This is a genomic window from Hoeflea marina, assembly GCF_003182275.1.
GTDB lineage: Bacteria > Pseudomonadota > Alphaproteobacteria > Rhizobiales > Rhizobiaceae > Hoeflea > Hoeflea marina.
In genome coordinates, this window is record NZ_QGTR01000003.1 from 549,945 (window position 1) to 573,539 (window position 23,595).

At 66.3% G+C, this 23,595-nt stretch carries 23 protein-coding genes; 13 read left to right on the forward strand and 10 right to left on the reverse strand.

Annotated features, from left to right (window positions below; genetic code table 11):
• Positions 1-70 precede the first annotated feature (70 nt).
• Together DFR52_RS13810 and DFR52_RS13815 are read right to left on the reverse strand one after the other, a co-directional pair.
• Positions 71-883, reverse strand: coding sequence for a cephalosporin hydroxylase family protein (locus DFR52_RS13810; RefSeq protein ID WP_110032541.1), 813 nt, complete (start codon positions 881-883; stop codon positions 71-73).
• 6 nt (positions 884-889) lie between these two features.
• Positions 890-1,645, reverse strand: a complete 756-nt coding sequence (locus DFR52_RS13815) for an FkbM family methyltransferase (RefSeq protein WP_110032542.1) — start codon at positions 1,643-1,645, stop codon at positions 890-892.
• Between the two features lie 257 nt (positions 1,646-1,902).
• Here DFR52_RS13815 and DFR52_RS13820 point away from each other — a divergent pair, with 257 nt between their 5' ends.
• Both DFR52_RS13820 and DFR52_RS13825 read left to right on the forward strand, forming a co-directional pair.
• On the forward strand, positions 1,903-3,102 hold the full coding sequence (locus DFR52_RS13820) for a glycosyltransferase family A protein (protein WP_110032543.1): 1,200 nt from the start codon (positions 1,903-1,905) through the stop codon (positions 3,100-3,102).
• Positions 3,099-4,244: a glycosyltransferase gene (locus DFR52_RS13825; protein ID WP_110032544.1), complete on the forward strand. Its 1,146-nt coding sequence runs from the start codon at positions 3,099-3,101 to the stop codon at positions 4,242-4,244. Before DFR52_RS13820 ends, DFR52_RS13825 begins: the two co-directional genes overlap by 4 nt.
• Before the next feature lie 40 nt (positions 4,245-4,284).
• Here DFR52_RS13825 and DFR52_RS13830 read toward each other — a convergent pair whose 3' ends face one another.
• Positions 4,285-5,517 carry an FkbM family methyltransferase gene (locus DFR52_RS13830; RefSeq protein WP_110032545.1) on the reverse strand — a complete coding sequence of 411 codons (1,233 nt, stop codon included), beginning with the start codon at positions 5,515-5,517 and terminating at the stop codon, positions 4,285-4,287.
• Between the two features lie 116 nt (positions 5,518-5,633).
• On the opposite strand from DFR52_RS13830, the gene DFR52_RS13835 reads away from it, so the two are divergent.
• From DFR52_RS13835 to DFR52_RS13860, 6 genes are all read left to right on the forward strand, one after another.
• Positions 5,634-6,521 carry an NAD-dependent epimerase/dehydratase family protein gene (locus DFR52_RS13835; RefSeq protein ID WP_110032546.1) on the forward strand — a complete coding sequence of 296 codons (888 nt, stop codon included), beginning with the start codon at positions 5,634-5,636 and terminating at the stop codon, positions 6,519-6,521.
• Entirely contained in the window at positions 6,487-7,566 is a 1,080-nt protein-coding gene (locus tag DFR52_RS13840; protein ID WP_110032547.1) for a radical SAM/SPASM domain-containing protein, read from the forward strand. The genes DFR52_RS13835 and DFR52_RS13840 overlap by 35 nt, the downstream gene beginning before the upstream one ends.
• Positions 7,563-8,777 carry a glycosyltransferase gene (locus DFR52_RS13845; RefSeq protein ID WP_110032548.1) on the forward strand — a complete coding sequence of 405 codons (1,215 nt, stop codon included), beginning with the start codon at positions 7,563-7,565 and terminating at the stop codon, positions 8,775-8,777. Before DFR52_RS13840 ends, DFR52_RS13845 begins: the two co-directional genes overlap by 4 nt.
• Before the next feature lie 77 nt (positions 8,778-8,854).
• Positions 8,855-10,054 (forward strand): glycosyltransferase family 2 protein, encoded by a 1,200-nt coding sequence (locus DFR52_RS13850; protein WP_110032549.1) that lies wholly within the window; start codon positions 8,855-8,857, stop codon positions 10,052-10,054.
• The gene (locus DFR52_RS13855) at positions 10,051-11,223 is read left to right on the forward strand and encodes a glycosyltransferase (RefSeq protein WP_110032550.1); all 1,173 of its coding nucleotides are present in this window, start codon (positions 10,051-10,053) and stop codon (positions 11,221-11,223) included. Before DFR52_RS13850 ends, DFR52_RS13855 begins: the two co-directional genes overlap by 4 nt.
• Before the next feature lie 127 nt (positions 11,224-11,350).
• A complete protein-coding gene (locus tag DFR52_RS13860; protein WP_158284964.1) occupies positions 11,351-11,863 on the forward strand; it encodes an invasion associated locus B family protein in 513 nt (170 codons plus the stop codon).
• Between the two features lie 10 nt (positions 11,864-11,873).
• On the opposite strand, the gene DFR52_RS13865 is transcribed toward DFR52_RS13860, so the two are convergent.
• The 4 genes from DFR52_RS13865 to DFR52_RS13880 all read right to left on the reverse strand — a co-directional run bounded on the left by DFR52_RS13865 (position 11,874) and on the right by DFR52_RS13880 (position 17,432).
• Positions 11,874-12,812, reverse strand: coding sequence for an NAD-dependent epimerase/dehydratase family protein (locus tag DFR52_RS13865; RefSeq protein ID WP_158284965.1), 939 nt, complete (start codon positions 12,810-12,812; stop codon positions 11,874-11,876).
• On the reverse strand, positions 12,805-14,238 hold the full coding sequence (locus DFR52_RS13870) for a phosphomannomutase (protein ID WP_110032553.1): 1,434 nt from the start codon (positions 14,236-14,238) through the stop codon (positions 12,805-12,807). Before DFR52_RS13870 ends, DFR52_RS13865 begins: the two co-directional genes overlap by 8 nt.
• 60 nt (positions 14,239-14,298) lie before the next feature.
• Positions 14,299-16,581, reverse strand: coding sequence for an AGE family epimerase/isomerase (locus DFR52_RS13875; protein ID WP_110032554.1), 2,283 nt, complete (start codon positions 16,579-16,581; stop codon positions 14,299-14,301).
• A 92-nt stretch (positions 16,582-16,673) separates the two neighbouring features.
• A complete protein-coding gene (locus DFR52_RS13880) occupies positions 16,674-17,432 on the reverse strand; it encodes an NYN domain-containing protein (protein ID WP_110032555.1) in 759 nt (252 codons plus the stop codon).
• Here DFR52_RS13880 and DFR52_RS25005 point away from each other — a divergent pair.
• A complete protein-coding gene (locus tag DFR52_RS25005; RefSeq protein WP_280954193.1) occupies positions 17,431-17,553 on the forward strand; it encodes a hypothetical protein in 123 nt (40 codons plus the stop codon). The two genes, DFR52_RS13880 and DFR52_RS25005, sit on opposite strands and share 2 nt — an antisense overlap.
• Before the next feature lie 20 nt (positions 17,554-17,573).
• Here the strand turns inward: DFR52_RS25005 and DFR52_RS13885 are convergent, their stop codons facing one another.
• Entirely contained in the window at positions 17,574-18,248 is a 675-nt protein-coding gene (locus DFR52_RS13885) for a GntR family transcriptional regulator (protein ID WP_110032556.1), read from the reverse strand.
• 379 nt (positions 18,249-18,627) lie between these two features.
• On the opposite strand from DFR52_RS13885, the gene DFR52_RS13890 reads away from it, so the two are divergent.
• The 4 genes from DFR52_RS13890 to DFR52_RS13905 are packed head-to-tail and all read left to right on the forward strand — an operon-like array spanning position 18,628 to position 22,356.
• On the forward strand, positions 18,628-19,623 hold the full coding sequence (locus DFR52_RS13890) for a sialic acid TRAP transporter substrate-binding protein SiaP (protein WP_110032557.1): 996 nt from the start codon (positions 18,628-18,630) through the stop codon (positions 19,621-19,623).
• Between the two features lie 17 nt (positions 19,624-19,640).
• On the forward strand, positions 19,641-20,183 hold the full coding sequence (locus tag DFR52_RS13895) for a TRAP transporter small permease (RefSeq protein ID WP_110032558.1): 543 nt from the start codon (positions 19,641-19,643) through the stop codon (positions 20,181-20,183).
• Positions 20,180-21,475: a TRAP transporter large permease gene (locus tag DFR52_RS13900; RefSeq protein ID WP_110032559.1), complete on the forward strand. Its 1,296-nt coding sequence runs from the start codon at positions 20,180-20,182 to the stop codon at positions 21,473-21,475. Before DFR52_RS13895 ends, DFR52_RS13900 begins: the two co-directional genes overlap by 4 nt.
• A gap of 8 nt (positions 21,476-21,483) precedes the next feature.
• A complete protein-coding gene (locus tag DFR52_RS13905) occupies positions 21,484-22,356 on the forward strand; it encodes a shikimate dehydrogenase family protein (RefSeq protein ID WP_210205835.1) in 873 nt (290 codons plus the stop codon).
• A 20-nt stretch (positions 22,357-22,376) separates the two neighbouring features.
• Here DFR52_RS13905 and DFR52_RS13910 read toward each other — a convergent pair whose 3' ends face one another.
• Both DFR52_RS13910 and DFR52_RS13915 read right to left on the reverse strand, forming a co-directional pair.
• Entirely contained in the window at positions 22,377-22,784 is a 408-nt protein-coding gene (locus DFR52_RS13910; RefSeq protein ID WP_110032871.1) for a GFA family protein, read from the reverse strand.
• A 79-nt stretch (positions 22,785-22,863) separates the two neighbouring features.
• Entirely contained in the window at positions 22,864-23,562 is a 699-nt protein-coding gene (locus DFR52_RS13915; RefSeq protein WP_110032560.1) for an SDR family NAD(P)-dependent oxidoreductase, read from the reverse strand.
• Positions 23,563-23,595: the final 33 nt, after the last annotated feature.

Below are 23,595 nucleotides of genomic sequence, written 5' to 3' on the forward strand. Positions count from 1 at the left end.
TGTCGCCGCACGACGCGGCAGATAAACAGGGCCGGCGCCGAAGCTGCCGGACCGCGCAAGGCAGGCTCCGTCAGATCCGCCTGAGAAAGCCGTCGGGCGAGGCGGTGATGGTGATCTTGGCCTCGATCGTCCGGTCAATCTCGAACCGAAGCGGTTCGCCATCGACTGCCATCGCGCTCCCCTCCCCCAACGCCTCGAGATAGGCATGCACGGCGGTCTTCGGATTGTCTCCCTTGCCCCAGGGCCTGTCCGCGCACATATCCGCCGGCAGGTCCTCCACCCCCGTATCCCAGACCACGCAGTAGCTGCCGGGCGAGACCAGCGGCGCATAGACCTCCAGTTCGGCCAGCACATGGGCATGGGTGTGGTTGGAATCGAGAAACACCATCACCCTCTCGTGGCCGGCTGCGATGTCGCGGATCTGGCCGACAATGGCCTCGTCGACGGACGAGCCTTCCAGCATGGTGATCTTGTGGCTCATCGGATGAGCAAGGATGCCGGCGCGGTTGTGGGCGCGGATGTCGATGTCGACGCCCACCACGCGGCGCCGGGATGCCTGCGGATCGAGAGCGGTTCCGGCTTGCACCGCATCGCAATAGTCGAGCATCGCCAGCATAGAGGCGCTCATCACCAGCGATCCGCCGTGGGCGATGCCTGTCTCGATCACCAGATCAGGCCGGCAGGACCAGATCAGCTCCTGGATGGCATAGATGTCCTGCGGCACCTGGATGATCGGCCTGCCCAGCCATGTGAAGTTCTGCGCGTAATTGTGGCGGATGCACTCCCGCACCCAGACCTGGGAGAGGCCGATGAAGCCGGGATCTGAGGCGGCGCTCTTGATGTTGGAGTGGACATAGGCTGCGAATTTCGCTTCGTCGGACATGATCGATCAGTTCCCGGGATTGGTTGAGGCGCGGAGCGGACGGCGGGTGGCGTGGATGTCGAACCAGCGGCTTCTGGGCGCAATGCGGTTGCCCGCCCTGTCCCTCACCACGGTGGTGTACAGCTGCAGCATCGCCTGCTGGTCCAGCCAGGGGCCGGCCACGTCCTCGCCGAAGGGACCCGAAGAGCCGGGCAGGAAGCGGTGACCGGTCTGGCCGTCGTCGAGTTCGGCCACCGTCGACTGGTCCTGCAGCTTGAAGCCGTCATAGCCGGCCGCGGCGAGCGCGCGCATGTAGTCGAAGCCGAAGCGGCAGTCCTCGACACTGACATAGAGCGGCAGGTCGCCGAGGCCGGCCAATTGGCCGAGCACGAGGTGATCGACGCCCTCGACATCGATCTTGAGATAGTGGGGCACGCCATGGGCGGCAAACAGCTCGGGGAGCGTGACGCAGGGAACGGTGATCTCGCGGCAGCGGCTGTCATCACGGCCGGCCCAGCCGAAGTCGATGCTGCTCCAGTGGTCATTGTCGAGATTGACAAAGAACGAGGTCTCGCCGGAGCTCTCCCAGATTGCCGCGTGGCGGATCACAACCCGGCCCTCCGCAATGTCGGCGGCAAAGCGAAGGGCGGCTTTCTCGCAGAGGACCGGGTTCGCCTCAAGGCCGAGCACGCGCAAGCCGCGCTTGAGGTAATAGTCGGTGTCGTCGCCGTTGTTCATGCCGAGATCGAAGACGAACGGCCGCTGCGCCAGGTCCGGGGTCATCGGCCGGCCCCGGCGGCGGCGGCGCGGTTGCCCATCCGGCAGTTCGCTGATGCGTGTGTCTCTGGCGTCTCGATCATGCCTCGGTCCATCATTCCGGTTCCAGAGCCGCGGCAGCCCGGCGATTCGGGCCTGGGCAGCAGCCTGCCCGGTTGCAGCATCTATCAGCAGCGAGCTTTCCCGGGGCTTGTCCCGGCCAGCGTGACGCAAGCTCAACCGCGATAATGGCGCCGTTCACGCGTGAAAGCGACATGCCACCGATGGTTTCTCTCTCAATCTGCATTCCGACCCGCAACCGACAGGGCTATTGCATCGAGACCATGCGGGCGATCGCGGGGTCGGGCGAACGGGATTTCGAGGTCATCGTCGCCGACAATTCGGATGATCCGGCACCGCTCCGGCAGGCCTTCGACAGTTTCTCCGATCACCGCTTCCGGCTCGTCGCGCCGCAGGGACGGGTCCTGTCCATGGTCGACAACTGGGAGCGGCTCATTCCCGAAACGGCCGGGCACTGGATCAGCGTCATCGGCGACGACGACTACATCGATCCCGCGGTGGGGGGCCTGATCCGCCGCTTCGAAGGCCTGCGGCCGGATGTCGAGGCCATCGGCTGGGGCCGGATGAACTTTCACTGGCCCGACAACCGGCCGGTGCCGACGCTGGCCAGCGTTCCGACGGGAGCCGGGTGCTGGGCGAGCGACCGCGTCGACCTACAGGACCGGCTGTTCCGCTGGAGCGAAGGCAGGAGCCGCCCATCCTGCGGCTTCGGCATCTACCACGGCGCGGTGCGCCGCACGCTGATGGAGCGGATCCGGCAGACCTATGGCGGCCGCTATTTCGAGCATCCCGTCGTCGACTACGACAGCAACTGCAAGGTCGTGGCCGAGGCGAGGTCATTGCTCTACTGCGAACGCCCGTTCTCCGTGCTTGGTGAGTGCGCCGCCTCGAACTCGGCCAGCGCGCTGTCGCTCGAACGGCTCAAGGTCCTGGTCGAAACCTTCAAGACCGAATCCGCCAGCGACCTGATCCGCGCCAATCCGGATTTTCCCTTCACGCTGTTCGAAGCCGGAGCCTCGCTGTGCGTCAGCATCGCGGCGACCACGGTCTGGTTCTGCCGCAAATACGGCATCGACCTGACCGGCTTCGAAGCCAATTTCGCCAGAGCCGCGATGGACGAATGCCGCTATTCCCCGAGCCTGGAGGCCTACGAGGCCAAGGTGGCCAACATCCGCGCCGGCTTTGCCGCCTGGGACGGCGGCAGATGGGCGGACTTGTTCGAGCCCGCGCCCTTCAACGCGCCGAAGACGGTCAACGCGCTTTCAGGCGTCATGGAGGACATGATCCACCTTCGCGAGGACCGGTTGCGGGTGACGACGCCCGGTGAATTCTACCGCTACGCCGAGCACGCGATCATGCCGGTCGGGCATGTCGTTGCCGGCACCCGGAGCTTTGTCACATGACGCTGCTGTCGATCTGCATGCCGGTGCGCACGCGACCGGACGAGGCGCTCACCTGCCTGCGCGTCCTGATGCGCTCGCAAAGGCAGGATTTCGAGATCGTGATCGCCGGCGATTGCGATAATGCGGCCATGCTGGCCGGATTTGCGGATCAGCATGGCGATCCGCGGCTCAGGCTGCTCGCGACCGGCGACCGCCCGCTGTCGCCTGTGGAGGCAGCCAACCGTCTGATCGAGGCGGCCCGCGGCGAGTGGCTCTGCCTCATCGGCGAATCCGATTATGTCGACCCGGAGCTTTGCGCGGTGATCGCCGCCACGATCAAGCGCGTGCCGCAGGCCGACGCCATCGGCTGGGGCAGCGCCGGTTTCACCTGGCCCGCGGACCGCGACGGCCAGGAGATCACCCATGTCCCGACACGCAGCGAATTGGGCATCCTTGATCAGAAACAGATGATGCGCCGGTTGTTTTTCTGGGAGGACGCCTCCAATCTGCCCGACTGTCCCTTTGGCGTCGTCCATGGCGCTGTGCGGCGCAGCCTGATGGAGCGCATCCGCGACGGGTTTTCGGGCCAGTGGCTTGATCAGGACGATCTGCGCTGGGACCACGCCTGCAAGACCGTTCTGATGGCCGGCGCCATGGTCTACTGGGAACGGCCGATGTCGGTGCGCGGCGCCGGCGGCGACCGATCGACGCGGTCATCCGTGACGGGCTCCGAACCGGCGGCTGATCCGGCCGGCCCTCATGCCGCGCCGTTTCCGTTTTCGCCCGGGCTCGGAGCCACAGCGCGGGCGGCGCTGGCCATCGAGGCCTTCAAGCGGCGCTGCGGCATCGAACTCGACGGCTGGGAAGCTGGCTTCGTCGCGGCCTGCGCGCGCGACTGCGAGACCGCATCGCGGCCGCAGCGGTTCAGGGCGCGCAAGGAGGCCTATGCGGCGGCCATCGCCGACTGGCGCGGCGCGCCGGCCCTGGCCGGCTTTCGGCCGGAATTCAAGTTTCGGACCGACACGCCCCGCTTCCAGGGTCATGTGGATGGCAGGCTCTATTTCGACATGGACATGGGCGCACCCGCGAGCGCGGCGGACTTCTATGACGTCATCGACGCCATGCTGTTCCCGGTCGCCCTGCTCGACGCCAAGCTCGCCTGAGGCGCCTGGCGGCGTTCGCGGCAAGCAGCCCCGCGCCCGGTCAGCCAGGGACGCGTTCGTTCGGAATGGCATAGACCACGGCGCCGGTGCCACACCAGCTGTGCAGCCTGAACAGGAAACGGTGGTCGGTCAGATTGGCCATCAGCCAGCCGGCGGTGGCATGAACTCCGTCCGCATCATGATAGACCGTGGCGGCGACGAGCGGCCGATGCGTGCGCAGCGTCTCGACACCGCCCCGGAGCGCGGCGAGTTCCCCGCCCTCGAGATGCAGCTTGACGAAACCCGGCGCCAGGCCGAGGCCGTCGATGGTCCCGGTGCGACGGGTGTCGCTTCCGCTCGCGGCGATCTGCGAGGCGTAGCCGAGGCCGGAATGAAACGGCTGCAGGCGCACGTCGCTGTCCAGCAGCGCATCGATGACACCGATCCGCGTGCGCACCGCCGCCGGCAACCGCGCCAGCGTGGTTTCCAGTTCAGCGCGGTTGCCCGCATCGGGTTCGATGGCGATGACCGAGCCGAACCCCTGCCGGGCCTCGGCCAGGAAACGCAGCGTGACGCTGCCATGATGGGCGCCGCCGTCGAGGAAGACTTCGTCCGGGCCGAGGCCTGCCAGCACCTCGGGAATGAAGAAGCGGTCGTCGACCGTCACCGGCGCGCCATCGAAGTTCCATTCCTGCCGGAGTCGGCGCCAGGCCAGGAACTGCAGATGGTGAGCCCGGGAGACATCGTCGCTCCAGCCATCGAGCGCCGCCGCGATCCCCGCAAGATCGGCGCTGCCGAAGGGCTCGGCGAACCAGCCGTTCGACAGCGGATGGCCGGCGCGGAAATGCTCGGCCACATCGTAGAACGGCACCACGCAACCCCAGCCATCTGCATGCAGCTCCGCTTCCAGCGGCGCGTAGGCGCAGGTCACGACCGACACCGCCAGCATGGCCCGCTGCTTGAAGCCGGCCTCGATCTCGTCGGGATGCAGCACCGGGATGCCGGCCCAGTCGGCCTGGTTGGCTACTCGGTCGGCATTGCGGTCGGCGACGACGACGATCTTCTCGCCGACCGCACGAAGGTGATCGCGGGCCAGGCGGCCGAGATTGCCGGCGCCATAGAGCGCCAGCGGCTGGACCGGCCTGACCGGCCCCGGCGCGGCAGGGATGGCGGCCATCTCGGCCAGCAGGCCGCGGGCGGTCGCCGGATCGCAGGCGGTTGCGACATGGCGTGTCTGCACCGACGGTCGCCGCGCGGCGGGTGCGAAGGATTTTCCCGTTGTGTCTTCAAACATATCGACCGCCGATCATCATGTTGCGATAAGCTGGCGCGCGATACGGATTCGAACGGGGTGCCAATGAACCGCTTCACACCGGAGACTAGCAGGAGCCGGCTTTCCCGGAGCTTGCCATGAAACGCGTGGCGCTGACCGGCGCGACCGGCTTTGTCGGACGCTCGATCCACCGGGCGCTCGCGGCAGCCGGGCATGAGGTGGTGCCGGTGATCCGGACGGGCTCCGGGGACAGGCTCGCCGCGTCGGCGATGCCGGCCATTCTCACGGACGACCTTTTCGCCGGGGACAGCGGCTGGTGGATGGACCGGCTGGCGGGCATCGACGCGATCATTCATGCTGCCTGGTACGTCGAGCCGGGCAAGTATCTCGATTCGGACCGGAACCTCGACTGCGTGTCGGGCACGCTGGCGCTTGCCCGGGGCGCGCGCCGGGCCGGGGTCGGTCATTTCATCGGAATCGGCACCTGCATGGAGTACCGGCTGCCCTCGCCTGCGCTCGCCATTGATTCGCCGCTCGGCCCGTCCACCCTCTATGGCGCAAGCAAGCTCGCCCTCTTCGAGATGCTCGGGCGCTACTTCGGAGAGAGCGAAACCGTGTTTTCCTGGTGCCGGCTGTTCTATCTGCATGGCGAGGGCGAGCATCCGGCGCGGCTGGTGCCCTATATCCGTCAACAGCTTGCCCGCGGAGAAACCGCCCGGCTCTCGGCGGGAACGCAGCTGCGCGATTTTCTCGACGTGGGCGCAGCCGGCGCCATGATCGCCCGGGTCATCGAGACAGGTCAGCCTGGCGCAATCAATGTCTGCTCTGGACAGGCTGTCACGATACGCCAGTTGGCAGAACGGATCGCGGACGAATCCGGCAGGCGCGACCTGCTGGATTTCGGAACCGCCGCCATCCACCCCGCCGATCCGGCCTCTGTGGTTGGCATCTGCAATGCGACAAGACCCAACGGAATGCCGGAGACGCACGATGAAAGCCCAGTTGAAGCCGCGGATCAATCTTGACGGCCGCACGGCACTCGAGACGGTCATCCCGCTCGAGACGCCATTCATCGTCTTCGTCGATCCCGCCAGTTCCTGCAATTTCAAGTGCACCTTCTGTCCGACCGGCCACCGCGGCCTGATCGCCGAGACCGGCCGCTATCAGGGCGCAATGAAGTACGACGTCTTCACCAAGACGATCGACGATCTCGCGGCCTTCGACAAGCCGATCAAGGTGCTCAGGCTCTACAAGGACGGCGAGCCGTTCCTCAACAAGCGGCTTGCCGACATGATCCGCTATGCCAAGCAGAGCGGCCATGTCGACTACATCGACACCACCACCAACGGCACCTTCCTGACGCCCGAACGGCTGGCGCCGGTGCTGGAGGCAGGCCTCGACAAGATCAACATCTCCGTCGACGGCATGACCAACGCCACCTACCGCGAATTCACCGGCTTCGATTTCGACTTCGAGAAGTTCGTCGAGGGCGTGAAATGGCTCTATGCCAACAAGGGCAACTGCGAGATTTCGCTGAAGATCCCCGGCGAGCTGATCAGCGAGGCGCAGCGGCAGGAGTTCTTCGACACCTTCGGCGATCATTGCGACCGCATCTTCGTCGAGAACTTCGCCCCCTGCTGGCCGGAGTTCGATGTCGAGGAGCGATCCGGCATCAAGATCGGCGAGAAGGGCATCTACCAGCAGGCGCTCAAGCCCACCGATACCTGTCCCTATATCTTCTATGCGATGAGCGTGAACGCCGACGGCCTGGTCAGCTCCTGCTTCCTTGACTGGGGCCGCAAGCTGATCATCGGCGACGTGCGCAAGCAGCCGCTCAAGGAGATCTGGACCTCGGCGCCGATGAACGCGCTCAGGCTGCAGCATCTGGAAGGCCGCCGCTGCGAGAACGGCACCTGCGGCTCCTGCGGCCAGCTCAGCCACTGCCTTCCCGACAACATCGACGAGCACCGGCCGATGCTGCTCAAGCGCTTCCGCGAGCTCGCCACCATCGACCCGAAGGTGCCGGCCCCGGGCGGCAGGCGCATGCCGGCCCCCGTCGCCGCGGAATGAAGCTGGTCCACATCACCCCCCATCTGGGCGGCGGTGTGGGCAAGGCGCATGCGGCCCTCTGCGCCGCCGATGACGAGGCGTGGAAACGCCGCTACGTGCTGCTCGAGGCCCCGCGCGACCCCCACTATGCGGATCTTGTCCGTGCGTCCGGCGCGACGATCACGGTGGCGCCCGACGCCGCTGCCCTCGACGCGTTGATGCGCGCGGCAGACCTGGTCCAGTTCGAGTGGTGGAACCACCCGCTGCTGCTCAGGCTCATGGCCTGGACGGACCTGCCGCCGATGCGCAGCGTGGCCTGGTCGCATGTGTCCGGCCTGCACGCGCCGCTGATCCCGCCGGGCCTGATCGGCGCCGTGGACCGCTTCCTGTTCACCTCCGCCTGCTCGCTGCTCTCGGCGCCTCTGTCCGGCGTGCTGGCGGCCAATGCCGGACGTATCGGTGTCGTCAACAGCGGCTTCGGCTTCCCGCGGCCCGTTCCGGGTGACACCGGCACAGGTCGGGCCGGCCGGGTGAGCTATCTCGGCACGGTCGATTTTGCCAAGATGAGCCCGGCCATGTTCGAGGTGATCGACCGGCTCGAAGCCGACGTCGTGGTCGACCTCCATGGTGCGGCGGCGGACGACAGCCCGGTCCGCGCCGCCGTGGCGGCCATGCGCCATCCGGGCCGGGTGAGGCTCTGCGGCCACAGCCAGGATCCGGCCGCAGTCTTCGCGCAAAGCTCCATCCTTCTCTATCTCCTGCAGCCGAACCATTTCGGCACCGCTGAAAACGCGCTTGTCGAGGCGATGTCGCTCGGCTGCGCGCCGCTGGTGTTCGCCAATGCCTGCGAACTGGCCATCGTCCATGACGGCGAAACCGGCTTCGTCGTCCGCGACGTCGCCGAAGCTGCCGCGCGGCTCGACTGGATGCTGGCCCGTCCCGACGCCGTCGCGCACATCGGCCGCAGGGCGGCCCGGGATGTGGCGCGCAACCGCACGCCCGCGCTGTCGCTGGCCCAGCTGAGGACGACCTGGCTGGCAATGCTCGACCGTCCGAGGCGGCAGCCCTCGTTGTCCGCAGCCCTGGGATCCTCGCCCGCCGACTGGTACCGGCGCCTTCAGGGCCTCGAGGACGATGACTGCATCGATGCCGCAGGGGCCCCGGGCGCCGCCTCCAAGGGCAGCCTGGCCCATTTCCGCGCCCATTTCCCCGACCTCGAGGCCCGCAAGTAAAACCGTCCGGACCAGCGTGACACAAGCTTGTCTTGCGAGGCTTGCCGCAAATTCCGGCATCAAGCGGAGCACGTTGGATGGTCTATCTCACAATCTGCATCCCGACGCGCAACCGGCAGCGCTATGCCATCGAGGCCATCAAGGCGGTATCCGCCTGCGATCAGGCCGACTTCGAGGTGATCGTAGCCGACAATTCCGATGATCCGGCGCCGCTGCGGGATTTCTTCGCGGGCTTCGGCGATTCCCGCTTCCGCCTCATCGGGCCCGCGGACCGGGTTCTCTCCATGGTCGACAACTGGGAGCGGACGATGGCGGAGGTCGGCGGCCGATGGGTCAGCTTCATCGGCGACGATGACCACATCGACCCGCGCGTGGTGCGGCTGCTGCGCCGCTACGAGCGCGAATACAAGGACGTCGATGCCGTCGGCTGGTCGCGCATCCACTACAACTGGCCCGACAACCGTCTCCACGCCACGCTGGCGGTCGTCCCCTGCGAACACGACACCTATGTCGCCTCCAAGCCGAAGCTGCAGGACCGGCTGTTCACCTGGTCCGAGCGGCACAAGCGGCCGTCCTGCGGCTTCGGCATCTATCACGGCGCCGTGCGCCGGTCGCTGATGGAGAAGATCAAGCGCAAGTGCGGCGGCCGCTACTTCGAGCACCCCACGGTCGATTTCGACAACAGCTGCAAGACCATTCACCTGGCCCGGCAGCTGATCTACTGCCAGCGGCCATTCTCTGTGCTCGGCGCGTGCGTGGCCTCCAACTCGGCCAGCACCCAGTCGCTGGAGGCCATGAAGAAGCTGGTGGTCGACTTCTACAGCGACCTGGGCTCCGGCATGCAGATCCAGGAGGACGACTTTCCGTTCTCGCCAAAGCTTCCGGGCCTTGCGGTGATCTCGGCGATCGCCGCGACCAGTTGGTGGTACTGCCGCACATACGGTGTGGACAACACGGGCTTTCAGGAGAATTTCGCCCATGCCGCCGTGCACGAATGCCTGTCGTCGCGGACGCTGGAGGAGTACCAGATCAAGGTGGAGGGCCTGCGCAGCGGCTTTGCCGCCTGGCAGGGCGGCGCCTGGGCCAGGCATTTCAATCCGCCGCCGTTCACCCCGCCGCAGTCCTTCAACCAGCTCTGCGGCGTGCACAAGGATTCGATCTATATCCGCGAAAGCGGACTCGAAGCCGCCACGCCGGGCGAGTTCTACGATTTCGCCGAGAGCTTCATCATGCCGGTCGAGCATGTGGTCTCGGCGAGACGGGCATTTGCCGCATGACGCTGCTGTCCATCTGCATCCCCACCCGCAATCGCCAGATCTACGCCATGTCGGCGGTGCGGGCCATGGTCGGCTCGCCGCGACGGGATTTCGAGATCGTGCTGGCCGACAATTCCGATGATGCCGCGCCGTTGGCGGATTTCGTCGCGGACCTCGCCGATCCGAGGGTGAAGCTGCTCTCCCCGGGTCCGGCGGTGCTGTCGATGCGGGCCAACTGGGAGCGTATCGTCGACCAGACCTCCGGCGAGTGGCTGACCTATATCGGCGACGACGATTATCTCGACCCGGAACTTGCCGAACTGATCACGGTCGTCACGGGCAGGGTGCCGCTGGTCGACGCCATTTCATGGGGCAGGCTGCATTTCATCTGGCCCGAGGCGCGTCCGCACCGGGAGATCACCAAGGTGCCCACGGGGAGCCACCTCATCGGCGTCGACAAGCAGGAGATGATGCGCAAGCTTTTCTTCTGGGAAGATGCCACGGACCGGCCGCAATGCCCGTTCGGCGTCTATCACGGCGCGGTCCGTCGCAGCCTGATGACCGAGATCCGCGACACGTTCGGCGGGGCCTATTTCGGCCACCCGATCGTCGACTACGACAACATCTGCCGGACGCTGATGCTGGCCCGCGCGCTGGTCCACTTCGAGCGGCCCGTGTCCGTGTTCGGCGCCTGCATGCAGTCCAACACAATCGGCCTGCGCGATGCGGCCATCGCCGCCGAGCGCATCAGGACATTCAAGGCGGAGATGGACGGAGTCATCGAGGCGCGCGGCTTTCCCTTCCCGATCGAGCTTGGCATCGCCGCGCAGATCGGCCACGTCATCGAATGCTTCAAGCAGCAGCAGGGCATCGAGATCACGGCCTGGGAGGAGAACTTCATCCGCGCCTGCGCCCATGATTGCGAGGCCCAGCCGAACCGGGAGCGTTTCGAGGAGCGCAAGACCGGCTATGCCGGGGCGATTGCCGAATGGCGTGGCGAAGCCGCCCTCGGCGCGTTCAAGCCGATCTACAAGATCCGCCATGACCTGCCGCAGTTCATCGGTGTCAACAACAGGACGCTGAGCTTCGACATGGGCATCGGCGGCGCGCAGTCGGCGGCCGAATTCTATGCCATTCTCGACACCATGCTGTTCCCGATCCACCTGGTCGAGAGCCGCCTGGCGGCCTGAACGCGGTCCGGAATTGTGTTTCAGAACCGCAAGATGCCGTGCTATCGAGTTACAATCCCAGCTGGTGATGACCACCGCTCCGATCCCCGCGGATGCCGACGCGCGTCCCGAACACAAGGATATGGCTTTGACACCGATCACCCTGACCACCGTTTCCGCCTTCATGCTGCTGGCCGCGGCGACACAGCCGTCCGTTGCGCAGACGGATGCGGCCTCCGCAACGCCACCGCAGCCGAGCTGGACCACCCAGTGCGCCTCCGCCAACCGCAGGCAGCCGCTGGCCTGCGCCATGGAACAGCGCGTGGTGCTCAAGGAAACGGGGCAGCAACTGGCCAAGCTGACGATCAAGACCGGTCCGGACGCGGCGGAGAAGCCGACATTGCTGCTTCAGCTGCCGCTCGGCATCTCCTTGCGCAAGGGCGTTTCGTTCGCCGTCGATGACGGCGCGGCGCTGAGTCTCGACATCCAGACCTGCGAAGCCTCGGGCTGTTATGTCGGCGACGTGATTTCCGACGAATTGCTGGCGGCCATGCGCAAGGGCAGCCAGATCACCATCGGCCTAGAGAACCTGCAGCAGAAGGAGGTCAAGTTCGCCTTCTCGCTCAGCGGCTTTTCCGCCTCGCTCGACAGCATCCGCTAACGCGGCGGGTTCAGGAGAAGGCCGCGCGCAACGCCGCGTCCGTGGTCAGCGGCGGGCGCCAGCGCGTGGCTGCGCGCAGGCGGCCGGTGTCGAGCACCACCGGAGCGGCGAGATGCCGGGCGGCATTGCCCGGCAGCAGGCAGCGGAGCAACGGGCCGGAGAGCCAGTCGGGCAGGCGGCGTGCGGCGGGCCGTCCACCGGCGCGCGCCACGGCGTCGGCGACAGCCGTGAGGCTGGACGCGCCCGGGTCGGCAATGTTGAAGATGCCGTCGACATCGATCTCGCCGCCGGCGACCGCCCGCAGGCAGTCGGTCAGATTGTCGAGCGCCAGCAGGCTCTTGGCCGGCTTTCCCGGCGGCAGCGGCAACGGCCATCCGCGACCGGCCGCAAGTGCCACGCCCCCGACGCTGCCGAGCCTGCCGCGGCCGTAGACCACCGGCGGCCGAAGGATCAGAAGATGCATGGATGAGCCCGCGGCCACTTTGGCGATGCCGGCCTCGGCTTCCGCCTTGGCGCGGCCATAGGCGTCGCAGGGGGCGGGCGGATCGGTTTCCCGGAATGGCGGCTGGCCGGGTTCGGGCAGGCCGTAGACCCGAGCCGAGCTCAGGAACACGAAGCGGCCGACACCGGCCGCCGTGGCAAGCCGGGCCAGCCGGATGGCGCCGTCACGGGTGATGCTGGCGTGCAACTCCGGTCGGGGGCGCCGCCAGCGTGGAGGGTTCCAGGCGGCCAGGTGGACCACCATGTCGACCCCGGCCAGCGCCCTGTCCCAGCCCGCCTCCTGCCTGACATCGGCACGGACCAGATCGGGCGCATCCGAACGGCGCGACACACCGGTCACGGCATGGCCGTCCGCCCGCAGCGCGGTCGCGGCGGCGGCACCGATGAAGCCGGTGGCACCGGTCAGCAGGATCCGGAGCTTTCGCGCATGCGGCGAAATCTCAGTCATTGCCGGATCCTGCATGATCGCGCAGCCGCGCCATGCAGGACAGCACCAGCGCTTCGGCCTCCTCGGCGGAGTCCGCCTCCGTGTAGCAGCGCATTTCCGGGGCATTGCCGGACGGCCTGAGATGAACGATGGCGCCGCCCGGCAGGGTCACGCGCAGGCCGTCGGTGAGATCGATGGCGCGAACGCCGCCGAACGGCGCGAAGAACGCTTCGCGCTCGGCAATGTTCGTGGCCAAGGACGCCACCAGTCTCTGGCCCAGGGCGGTGGGGAAATTCTCGATGCGCCCGCTGGCAGCAACCGGCAAGGCCAGTCCGGCAACCAGCATCGACACCGTCTTGCCCGCCTGGTGGGCGGCAGCCAGGACCGCCAGGATCGGCAGGGCGCAATCGCGCGTCGGCAGGGCGGAAAGGAAAGCCTTGCCGACCTGGAAATCCGAGCCGGTCAGCACGCCGCCATTGGCCTCGAAGCCGATGATGCGGGCGGCCCCCGTATCTGCGGCTTCGGCGATGCCGGCAATCACATAGGGCGAGCCGACGCGGGTCCGCCACACCCGGCATCCGGCGTGGCTGGCGATGGCCGAATTCGACGTCACGGGCGTGACCACCGCGTCGGCATCAAGATGGCGGGCGGTGATCAGTCCCAGGGCGTCGCCGCGCAGGCATTCGCCGGTCTCGTCGGCGACCAGCGGGCGGTCGCCATCGCCGTCGGTGGAGATGAGTGCGTCGAGCCGATGCTCCGTGGTCCAGCGGCGGATCTGCGCCCGGATGGAGTCGGGCACTGCTTCGGTATCGACAGGAACGAAAGTCTCGGAGCGGCCGAGCCCGATCAGCTCGGCGCCGGTGGGCTGGAGGATGTCCCTGAGCACGTCGCGGGACACCGAGGAGTGCTCGTAGATGCCGATGCGGACGCCGGCCAGCGAGCCCGCGGGCAGGAATCCGGCGTAGCGGTCGCGGTAGGCCTGAAGGGCCGCTTCGCCCATGGGCGCGTCACCCCCGACCGCGACCGGATCGACCGGCTCGCCCGCGAATGCCGGGGCACCGGACGCGATCGCGATCTCGTCCTCCTTGCCGATCTCCCCGTCGGGCCGGTAGAACTTGACGCCGTTGCGGTCGGCCGGGATGTGCGAGCCGGTGACCATCAGGCTGGCCGCACCCTGGGCCATGGCACTGTGGGCCAGCGCCGGCGTCGGCAGAGCGCCGCAATCCACGGCGACAAGACCTTCCGCCGCCAGCGCGGCCATGCACTGGCCGGCGATGTCCGGGCTCGAGGGACGCAGGTCCCTGCCCACATGCACGGTCGCGCCGCTCTCGACGAGACCGTTGTCGAGCAGGTGCCGCGCAAAGGCCCGGGCATGGGCCGCGGCGGTGCCGTCCGTCAGTTCCCCGACAAGGCCCCGCAGGCCGCTGGTGCCGAATTTAGCCGCCATTGCCGTCTTCTCCCTGTTGGCGCGCCCCGTCCGGCCGGGCGCATCTGCCTGGCGCCCCGATCAGGCCTGGTCCGCCAGCATGCCCTCGGACTTGAGATACTCCACCAGTCCGCAGAACACATGGTAGAAGGTGCTGGTCGGCATGTCCTTGGAAATAACCCGTCCGCGCGGGTCGATCTGATCATACCAGCCGCCCGCGGTCGGCACGGTGAGATAGCGGTTGAAGATGACGTCGAGCATGCGGATGAACAGGGTCTCGTCGCCCGGCAGGCCTTGCGCGCGGGCCTCGAGGCCGGCCTTGAGCGCCTCGGTCTGCGGCCACAGCCGCGCCGTGCCGATCATCGAAGAGCCGTCCGGCGCCATGGCGTCGCAGACCGCGTCGGTGCCGCGGGCGTGGCCGAAGGCATGGCTGGTGGCGTAGAGCTTGCGGCAATATTCGCGCAGAGCCGGCTGGTCGGCCAGCCGGGCATGCCGCAGCAGCAGCCAGATCCATTCGTAGTGATGGCCGGGCTCGACCATCGGGGCACGGTCGGTGCACACCGACCAGTCGAGGCCGAAATACTCGGTCACCGTCCAGCTTCCGGCGTCGAAGAACCGATCCGTGAACAGATCGACGGCTGCCTGGGCGCGATCGAGAAAGCGGGTCTCGCGGGTCGCCTCGTACCAGGCCTGCATCGCCTCGAGATAATGCATGTGGGGATTGGCGCGGCGAAAGCCGGTCGGCCGGTCGGATTCGAAGAAACCGCCATGGACGGTGTCGGCGAGCTCTGCGTCCATGAAGGCGATGGTGCGCTCGGCCCATTCCCTTGCCTCAGGCCACTTCTTGGCGCGCCAGAGCCAGGCGAGCGCCAGCAGCACAAAACACTGATCGTAGGTGTCGCGCTGCGCGTCCTGCACGGTTCCGTCGGGATGGAAGCGGTGGATCCAGCCGCCCTCCGCATGCCAGCCGGTGGATGTGAGCGTGTCGAAGCAGTGCCGGAGCACGGCATCGGACTCGCCCTGCCAGCCTATGGTCGAGGCGTGCGCAAAGCAGTAGATCTGTCTGGCCAGCACCCGGAGTCGCTTGAAGCCCAGGTCGGCGGGGCTGCCGTCATGGTTGAGCGCCTCGAAGACGCCGCCGTGGGCGCGGTCGAGGCCCTTGTCGGCCCAGAACGGCAGCGCCACGTCGAAGAGCCACTTGTGGATGACCCGGGGAGAGGGAACCGGGCGGCCGGAATGGGCGACGGCCAGCGGAGGCCAGTCTGCGGCCGCCTTGACCATTTGCGTGATGTCCTTGACCAGATGCGCCTGGTCGCGATGCACGATCAGCAGCGCGTCGGGCTGCGAGACGACGATGATGTCCTCGAGTCCGGCGACCGCCAGCAGCCGGTCCTCGGACCGGAGATAGCTGTTCTTGACATCGATGGTGACCACGTCGCCGAACCGGGCGTTGCCGTGTGGATCGAGCGGCGAGCATTCGTGCAACTGGTTCCAGGAGCCGAGATCGTTCCAGGCGAACGAGGCGGCGACCACACCGATGCGCGGAGCGTTTTCCATTACCGCGAAATCGATCGAGATCTTCGGGCTTGCGGCAAAGGCTTGCGCGTCGAGCCGCCAGACCTTGCCAGCCACTTCGGCGCGCGTGACGGATTGGACGGCATGGCGCCAGACCTCGGGCTGCTGGCGGGCGATCTCGGCACCCATTTCGCCGGCGCGGAAGAGGAAGATGCCGCCGTTCCAGAAGAAGCGGCCCGACTGCAGGAAGGCCTCGGCGGTTTCCAGATCGGGCTTCTCGCGGAATCTGAGCACATCGTAGACGGGGCCGGGTCCGTCGCCGCGCTCGATATAACCATACTGGGTTTCGGGCCGGGTCGGCGCGATGCCGATGGTCATGATGCCGCCGCGGACAGCCAGCGCCCCGGCGGCAGAGCGGATGACGGCATGGAATTCCGCGTTGTCGGGGATGTCGTGGTCCGACGGCAGCACCAGCACCATGCGGTCGGGATCGGTCTCGGCCAGATCGGCGATCGCCGCGGCGATGGCCGCGGCCGTGTCGCGGATCGAGGGCTCGACGATGTAGCGCTCGACCTCGGCCGAGCTGGTTTCGCCCTGCTCGACCAGCAAGGCCTCGAATTTCACCCCGCCGACGATGCGGGTGGGAAGGTAACTCAGGCCCTCGCCGGCAAAGCCGACGCGCTCGAGCGTGTTGGTGAGCAACGTCTTGTCGTTGACGAAGCGGTGGAACTGCTTGGGCTTCTCGTCCCGCGACATCGGCCAGAGCCGCGATCCGGCGCCACCGCAGAGGATGACAGGGGTGATGGCCAGCGAGCCGCTCATGGTGTTCTCCGTGTAGCCGAAAGTCATTTCCGGTAATCCTCGGCGGCACACTTGCAGAAAAAGACGAAAATTTGGCTAACCCGGTCGACCGGATGTCGAGGCAATCCATTCAGCTTTCATTAGGAGTCTCTGGTTGAACCACCGGGTCCCGGCTGCCGGCCGACGGGCTTGACGCGTATCTGCATGGCGCCCGATTCGGATTTGCCGATCTCGAAGCGGTCGGTGGTCCGCACCAGGTCGCTCAGCTTGGCGAAGCCGAAGGTGCGCGGATCGAAATCCGTCGACAGATTGACCATGTGCTGGCCGACGGTGCCGAGATTGGCCCAGCCGTCCTCGCTGTTGATGTTCGCCAGCGCCTTGCGGACGAGGGGAACCACCTCGGAAGGCTTGCGCAGCGCTTCCGCCTTGTCGCTGTCGGGCCTCTCCTTGCCGGTCCCGGCCAGGAGATTTTCCGTGTAGACGAACCGGCGGCACGCCTGCCGGAAACTCTCCGGCGTCTTCTGCTCCCCGAAGCCGAAGACATCGATGCCCTGCTCGCGGATCCGGGAGGCAAGACGGGTGAAATCGCTATCGGAGGAGACCAGGCAGAAGCCGTCGAACCGACCGGAATGGAGCAGGTCCATGGCATCGATCACCAGGGTGATGTCGGAGGCGTTCTTGCCGGTGGTGTAGGGGAACTGCTGCTGGGGAACAATGGCATGCCGGGCAAGGACATCGACCCAGCCGCGCGAGCGGGTTCCAGAGAAGTCCCCATAGATCCGGCGAACGCTGGCTTCGCCGATGGTGGCGATCTCCTCGAACAGGCCATCGACAATCCGCGCGGAGGTGTTGTCGGCGTCGATGAGAACGGCCAGGCGCGGACGGCGTTCAACGGGCATGATGATCCTCCGGGGGAGCGTCAAGGTCGAGAGCGGCGGCAAGCCGGCACAGCGGGAAGCCAAGCTTCCGGGTCGGACCATTCTGGCACGGGCGGAGGCGATCTTCCAGAGCGGCGGCTGATTGGGACCGCGGCGATCCGGTCAGCCCTTGCCGAAGCCGAAATTGGCGAGGCTGTGCTCGACGCCGCCGGCGACGTGGATGCGCAGGATTTCCTGGGCGCGAGCCGGTTGCCTGGCAAGGGCCGCCTCCAGCAGCATCTTGTGCTCGCTGGCTGCCTTTTCGCCGCGAAAAGTGAGCGAGATCATCTGGTAGCGCAGATACTTGTCGAAGACGGCCCGGTGCGCGCCCATCAATTCGCGGGAGCCGCAGGCGCTGATGAGCGCCTGGTGGAATTCCCAGTCATAGCGCTTCCACTGCTCCTTGATGGACACATCGCCTTCGAGCATGCGCAATTCCATCTGATGCAGCTTGTGGTGGGCGGCGACCACCCGGCCTTCCCATTCCATCTCGCCGGCAACGAAGGACAGTTCCAGCGCATGACATTCCAGAATCAGCCGCAGGGCGGAGACTTCATGCAGATTGGCAGGCGACACCGGCGCCACTTCGAAGCCGCGCTGCCCCTCGGCAATGACGAAGCCGTCGGAGGCGAGCCGGTTGAGAATCTCCCGGAGAGTGGAGACGCTGGCGCCGTAGCGGTGCTTGAGCATGTCGAGCTTGAGTTTTTCGTCCGGCCGCAAGCGGCCGAAAATAATGTCCGAGCGCAGCTGGGCATAGGTGTCTTCGGCAACCGATTTCGTGGAGGTCAGGCTCGCCATGAAAATCTCGGAGGTTGAAGATAATATCGGTTGGAGAATGCAATTCAGAACAATCAACAGGATAGGGCTCAGTCAGTCAAAACGCAATAATGTAGGACAATCTCACCACAGCCTCCATCGGCCGGAATCGTGCCGATACGCCCGGCTGCCCGGCAGTATAAGATGAAGGTGCCACCAGGCGAAACGCGCCGAGCCCAGCCCTGGCGCCGGGGATTGCCGCAAGTTGCACCGGGCATGCGCGGTTTCGTATGAGATAAATGATAATCTATGATTTTTTTGATGTGACATTGTCCGCAAAACCGATTTGTGCGACATATCAGGTGATCTGCCCCCGCCCGCATTGGCCCGGTAGACGAATTGCACAGGGAGGAAACCTGCAATGACAATCAATCTGACCCGTCGCGCGCTTCTCGCCGGCACGACCGCACTCCTGCTGGCAACGACAATGGCCTGGACACCAGCCTTGGCCGAAAACGTGACCCTGCGCCTGTCATCTCCGGCCTCGGCCACCGATCAGCGCGCAGTCGCCCTCACCGAGGTCTTCGGTCCCCAGATCAAGGATTTCGCCACCTTCGAGCCGCACTGGAACGCCGAGCTGTTCAAGCAGGGCACCGAGCTGGAAGCCATTGCCCGCGGCAACCTCGATATGGCCATCACCTCGGCCCAGGAACTGGCCACGCTGATTCCGGAGTTCTCCATCTTCACCGCCGGCTATCTTCACCGGGACGCCGAGCACCAGAAGAAGGTCTTCGCCGCCGACTTCATGGAGCCGCTGAAGCAGAAGGTCGAGGAAACGCTCGGTGTGAAGCTGCTCTCGGTGATGTATCTCGGCCGCCGCCAGCTCAACCTGCGCACGGACAACGAGGTCAAGACCCCCGCGGATCTCGCAGGCCTGAAGCTGCGCATGCCAGGCACCGACGCCTGGCAGTTCCTCGGAAAGGCGCTCGGCGCAAGCCCGGTTCCGGTGGCCTTCACCGAAGTCTACACCGCGCTGCAGACCGGCGCCATCGACGGCCAGGACAACCCGCTGCCGACCGACAAGGATGCGAAGTTCTACGAGGTCACCAAGCAGATCGTGCTCACCAGCCATCTGGTCGACCTCAACTACCTTGCCATGTCCAAGAAGGTGTTCGATTCGCTGACGCCAGACCAGCAGGCCGCATTGCAGAAGGCCTCCGACGACGCGGCCGAATCCGGCCGCCAGAAGCAGCTGGCGCTTGAAGCCGAGCTGGAGCAGTTCTTCAAGGACCAGGGTCTGAAGGTCTACACGCCCGACCTCGAAGCCTTCCGCACGACCGTGCAGAAGGCCTATCTGGAATCGGAATTCTCCAAGTCCTGGCCCGAGGGCATGGTCGACAAGATCAACGCTCTGTGAGCCGAGGTCTGACCGGAATGCACGCCATCGCCGCCTTTCTCAGGGCGAGGGCGGAGAACGTGGCGGCGGGACTTCTCGCCGCCATGTTTGCCACCTTCATCGTCCAGATCGTCGCCCGCTACGTGGTGCTGGGGTTCTTTCCCTCGATCAACATCGGGTGGACGGTGGAGATGTGCCTGACGCTGTGGCTGTGGGCGGTGTTCTGGACCGGCGCCTTCTGCCTCAATGACGGCGATCACGTCAAATTCGACATGCTCTACCAGGCGGCGACGATGAAGACCCGGCGCGTCTTTGCGCTGGTCTCCGCGCTCGCCATCCTCGTCGGCATCGGCGGCGCCCTGCCGGCCACACTCGACTACATCACCTTCTACAAGATCAAGCGCAGCGCCACGATGGGCATCCGCCTCGACTACGTCTTCTCGATCTACGGCGTCTTCGCCGTGGCCCTGCTGCTGCGCTACGCCTGGCGCGTCTGGCACATTGCCCGTGGCGGCGCCCCCGACAACGACGATCCGGGACACGACACGCTGATCGGCGGCGAAGAGGTGCATCCGCAATGAGCTTCGCGTTTGCCGCCTGCCTGCTGGTGGTTCTGGTGCTCGCCGGCATCGGCACGCCGATCGCCTTCTCGATGATCCTCGGGACGATCATGTATGTGCTGGTCAAGGGCCAGGACCTGGCCCTTCCGGCCGAGCAGATGATCCAGGGTCTCTACGACAGCTTCATCCTGCTCGCCGTGCCGCTGTTCATCGTCGCCGCCAACATCATGAATGCCGGCACCATTTCCGACCGCCTGCTCAACTTCTGCGTCGCCCTGGTGGGCCGCTTCCGCGGCGGGCTCGGCCACGTCAATGTCGTCGCCTCGCTGATCTTCGCGGGCATGTCCGGCTCGGCGGTGGCCGATGCCGCCGGCATCGGCAAGATCATCATCGAGATGATGCGCAAGGACGGCCGCTATCCCGCCGGCTATGCCGCCGCCATCACCGCCGCCTCCTCGACCATCGGCCCGATCATCCCTCCCTCGATCCCGATGGTGATGTACGCCCTGATTTCCGGCACCTCGATCGGCTATCTGTTTCTCGGCGGCATCGTGCCGGGCCTGTTCATGGGCGCGGTGCTGATGGCGCTCAACTACTGGATCTCGATCAGGCGCGGCTTCAAGGTGGAGGAGCCGGTGCCGTTGCGCGAGCTGCCGGTCATCACCACACGGGCGTTCCCGGCGCTGCTGATGCCGGCCATCCTGCTCTACGGCATCTATGGCGGCGTCACCACCCCGACCGAAGGCGCCGCGGTGGCGGCCGCCTACGCCCTCATCCTCGCCGCCGTCTTCTACCGGGCGCTCAGCCTCAAGGGTCTCTACTCCATCATGGTGCAGAGCGCCCATTCGTCCGCTGCCGTCGGCCTCGTGATCGGCGGAGCGCTGATCTTCAATTATGTGGTGGCCTCCGAGAACATCCCGGCCAAGGTGGAGGGGTTCATCTCCACGCTCGACGTCTCGCCGATCGTCTTCCTGCTGGTGGTCAACCTGCTGTTCCTGGCGCTGGGCTGCCTGCTCGATGCCTCCACCATCATCCTCGTCATCGTGCCGCTGTTCATTCCGGCCGCCCGGCATCTGGGAATCGACCTCATCCATTTCGGCGTGGTCACCGTGGTCAACTGCATGATCGGACTGATCACGCCGCCCTATGGCATCGTGCTCTTCGTCATCAATGCGGTGACGGGCATCCCCTTGCGCGAGATCGTGCGCGAGATCTGGCTGTTCATCGGCGTGCTGATTGCTGCCCTGCTCGCCATGATCCTGTTTCCGGGGATCATCCTGTGGCTTCCTCGCCTGCTGGGCTACCAGGGATAGGACAGGCCATGCAAAGCGATTCCACAGGCATGCAGCCTTTGCCGAGGCTCAGGCTCGGACTCATCGGCGGCAATATCAGGGCATCCCGCTCGCCCGCACTGCACCGCGCCGCCGGCCGGCTGGCGGGACTGGACACGAGCTACGACCTGCTGATCCCCGACGAGATGGGACTTAGCTTCGAGCAAGTGCTGGCGGATTGCTCCGCCGCAGGGTATCGCGGCGTCAATGTGACCTACCCGTTCAAGGAGCGGGTTGTACCCCTGCTGCGCATCTGTGACCCCCTGATCGCCGCACTCAGGGCGGTCAACACCGTGGTCTTCGAAACCCATGGCATGGTGGGCCACAACACCGACTATTCAGGCTTCATCTCCGCCTACCGCGACCGCTTCGGCGCGGCGGCGCCGGGCAAGGTGGTGCTGGTGGGTGCCGGCGGCGTCGGCCGCGCGATCGCCTTCGGCCTGGTGAAGCTGGGCGCGGCGGAACTGCGCATCGTCGACCGTGACATGACCAAGGCGGCAGACCTTGCCGGCGCCCTTGCCGGTCTGGGCGGCGCGGGTCCGGCCGTGGTCATCGAGCCCGATGTGCGTGCGGCCAGCCGGAGCGCAGAGGGCATTCTCAACTGCACCCCAGTCGGCATGGTCGGCAGCGACGCCACCCCTGTACCGGACGACTGCCTGGACGGCGTGAGATGGGCCTTCGACGCCGTCTACACGCCGGTTGAAACCCGTTTCAAGACCGAGGCCGAAGCCGCAGGTGTCAGCGTGCTGAGCGGCTATGAACTGTTCTTCCACCAGGGCGTGGATGCTTTCGGCATCTTCACCGGCACCCCGCTTGCCGACCCGCGACGACTGCGCGGCGCGCTGCTCAACGAGACGGGGTAGGCGTCGCGGCGCCGCTGCACTCACAGATGCCGCACCTCGTCGGGCCGCTCGCCCCATTCGTCGTTGAGCCCGTCGAAATAGGTCACGGGTGCCGCCACCAATTCGTCGATGTCGATGCCCTCGAGACAGGTCACACTGATGTTGTAGTATTTCGCACCGGTCATGTTGGGAACGTCCACCCATTCAAAAGGATGGACGCCGCACCGGCTGCAGAACAGATGATGCGCCACCGGATTGGCGCCGCGGTAGTCGGTCAGCATGTCTGCGCCGGACAGCAGCCTGAACGCGGCCGGCGCCGCCCTGACCGACCAGAGGCGCATTTTGGTGCAGATCGTGCAGTTGCACTTGGCGGTCCCCGCGGCGATGTCCACATCCGCCTCGAACCGCACCGCGCCGCAATGGCAGCCGCCGCCATAGGTCCTTTTCACCATCGCCTCCCTCGCGAGTCGGAACTGTCGCGATCATTCCCGTCCTTCAGGCCGAAGGCAATGCAGCCATTGCCGCGGATCAGAACTTCTCGACCCAGGGACGCAGCGACAACTCCTCGCTCCAGGCGGAGCGCTGCTGGCGGACCAGCATCAGATAGCTCTCGGCGATCGCATCGGGATCAAGCATCGAATCGGGCCGGTCGGCAGGTTCGGTGCGGCCGGGATTGCGGATGCCTCCGTCGATGTTGATCCAGGCGACGTGAATCCCCTGCGGATGCAGTTCGCGCGCCATCGATTGCGCCAGGCCTCGCTGGGCGAACTTGCCCATGGCGAAAGGCGCCGACATCGGAAATCCTTTTACGCCCGCCGAGGCGCCGGTGAACAGGATCGTTCCGCGAACGCCGTCCTCGGGTGCCTGCGCCAGCATCACCCGGGTCGCGGCCTGGCCGACCAGGAAGGCGCCATAGGCCGTGACCTCAAGCGCATGGCGGACGGCTTCCGGCTCGAGTTCGATCAGAGCACCTCGCTGCCTGGCGGACGGATTGTAGACCGCGAGCCGCAGCGGACCCGGCAGCGCCGCGAACAGGGCGTCGACGTCCGCGGGCCTGGAGGCATCGCAGACCGCCAGTTGCGCCTCCGTCTCCGCGCCCAACCCTGCAATCTTGTCGATGTCGCGCGCGGCGAGGACGAGATCGAAGCCTTCGCGGTGCAGACGGCGCGCCAGCGAGGCGGACAGGCCATCGCCCACTCCGACGATCAGGGCAACAGGTTTCGACATAGGCTTTCCTCCAGCAGGTCACGACGCCCAATC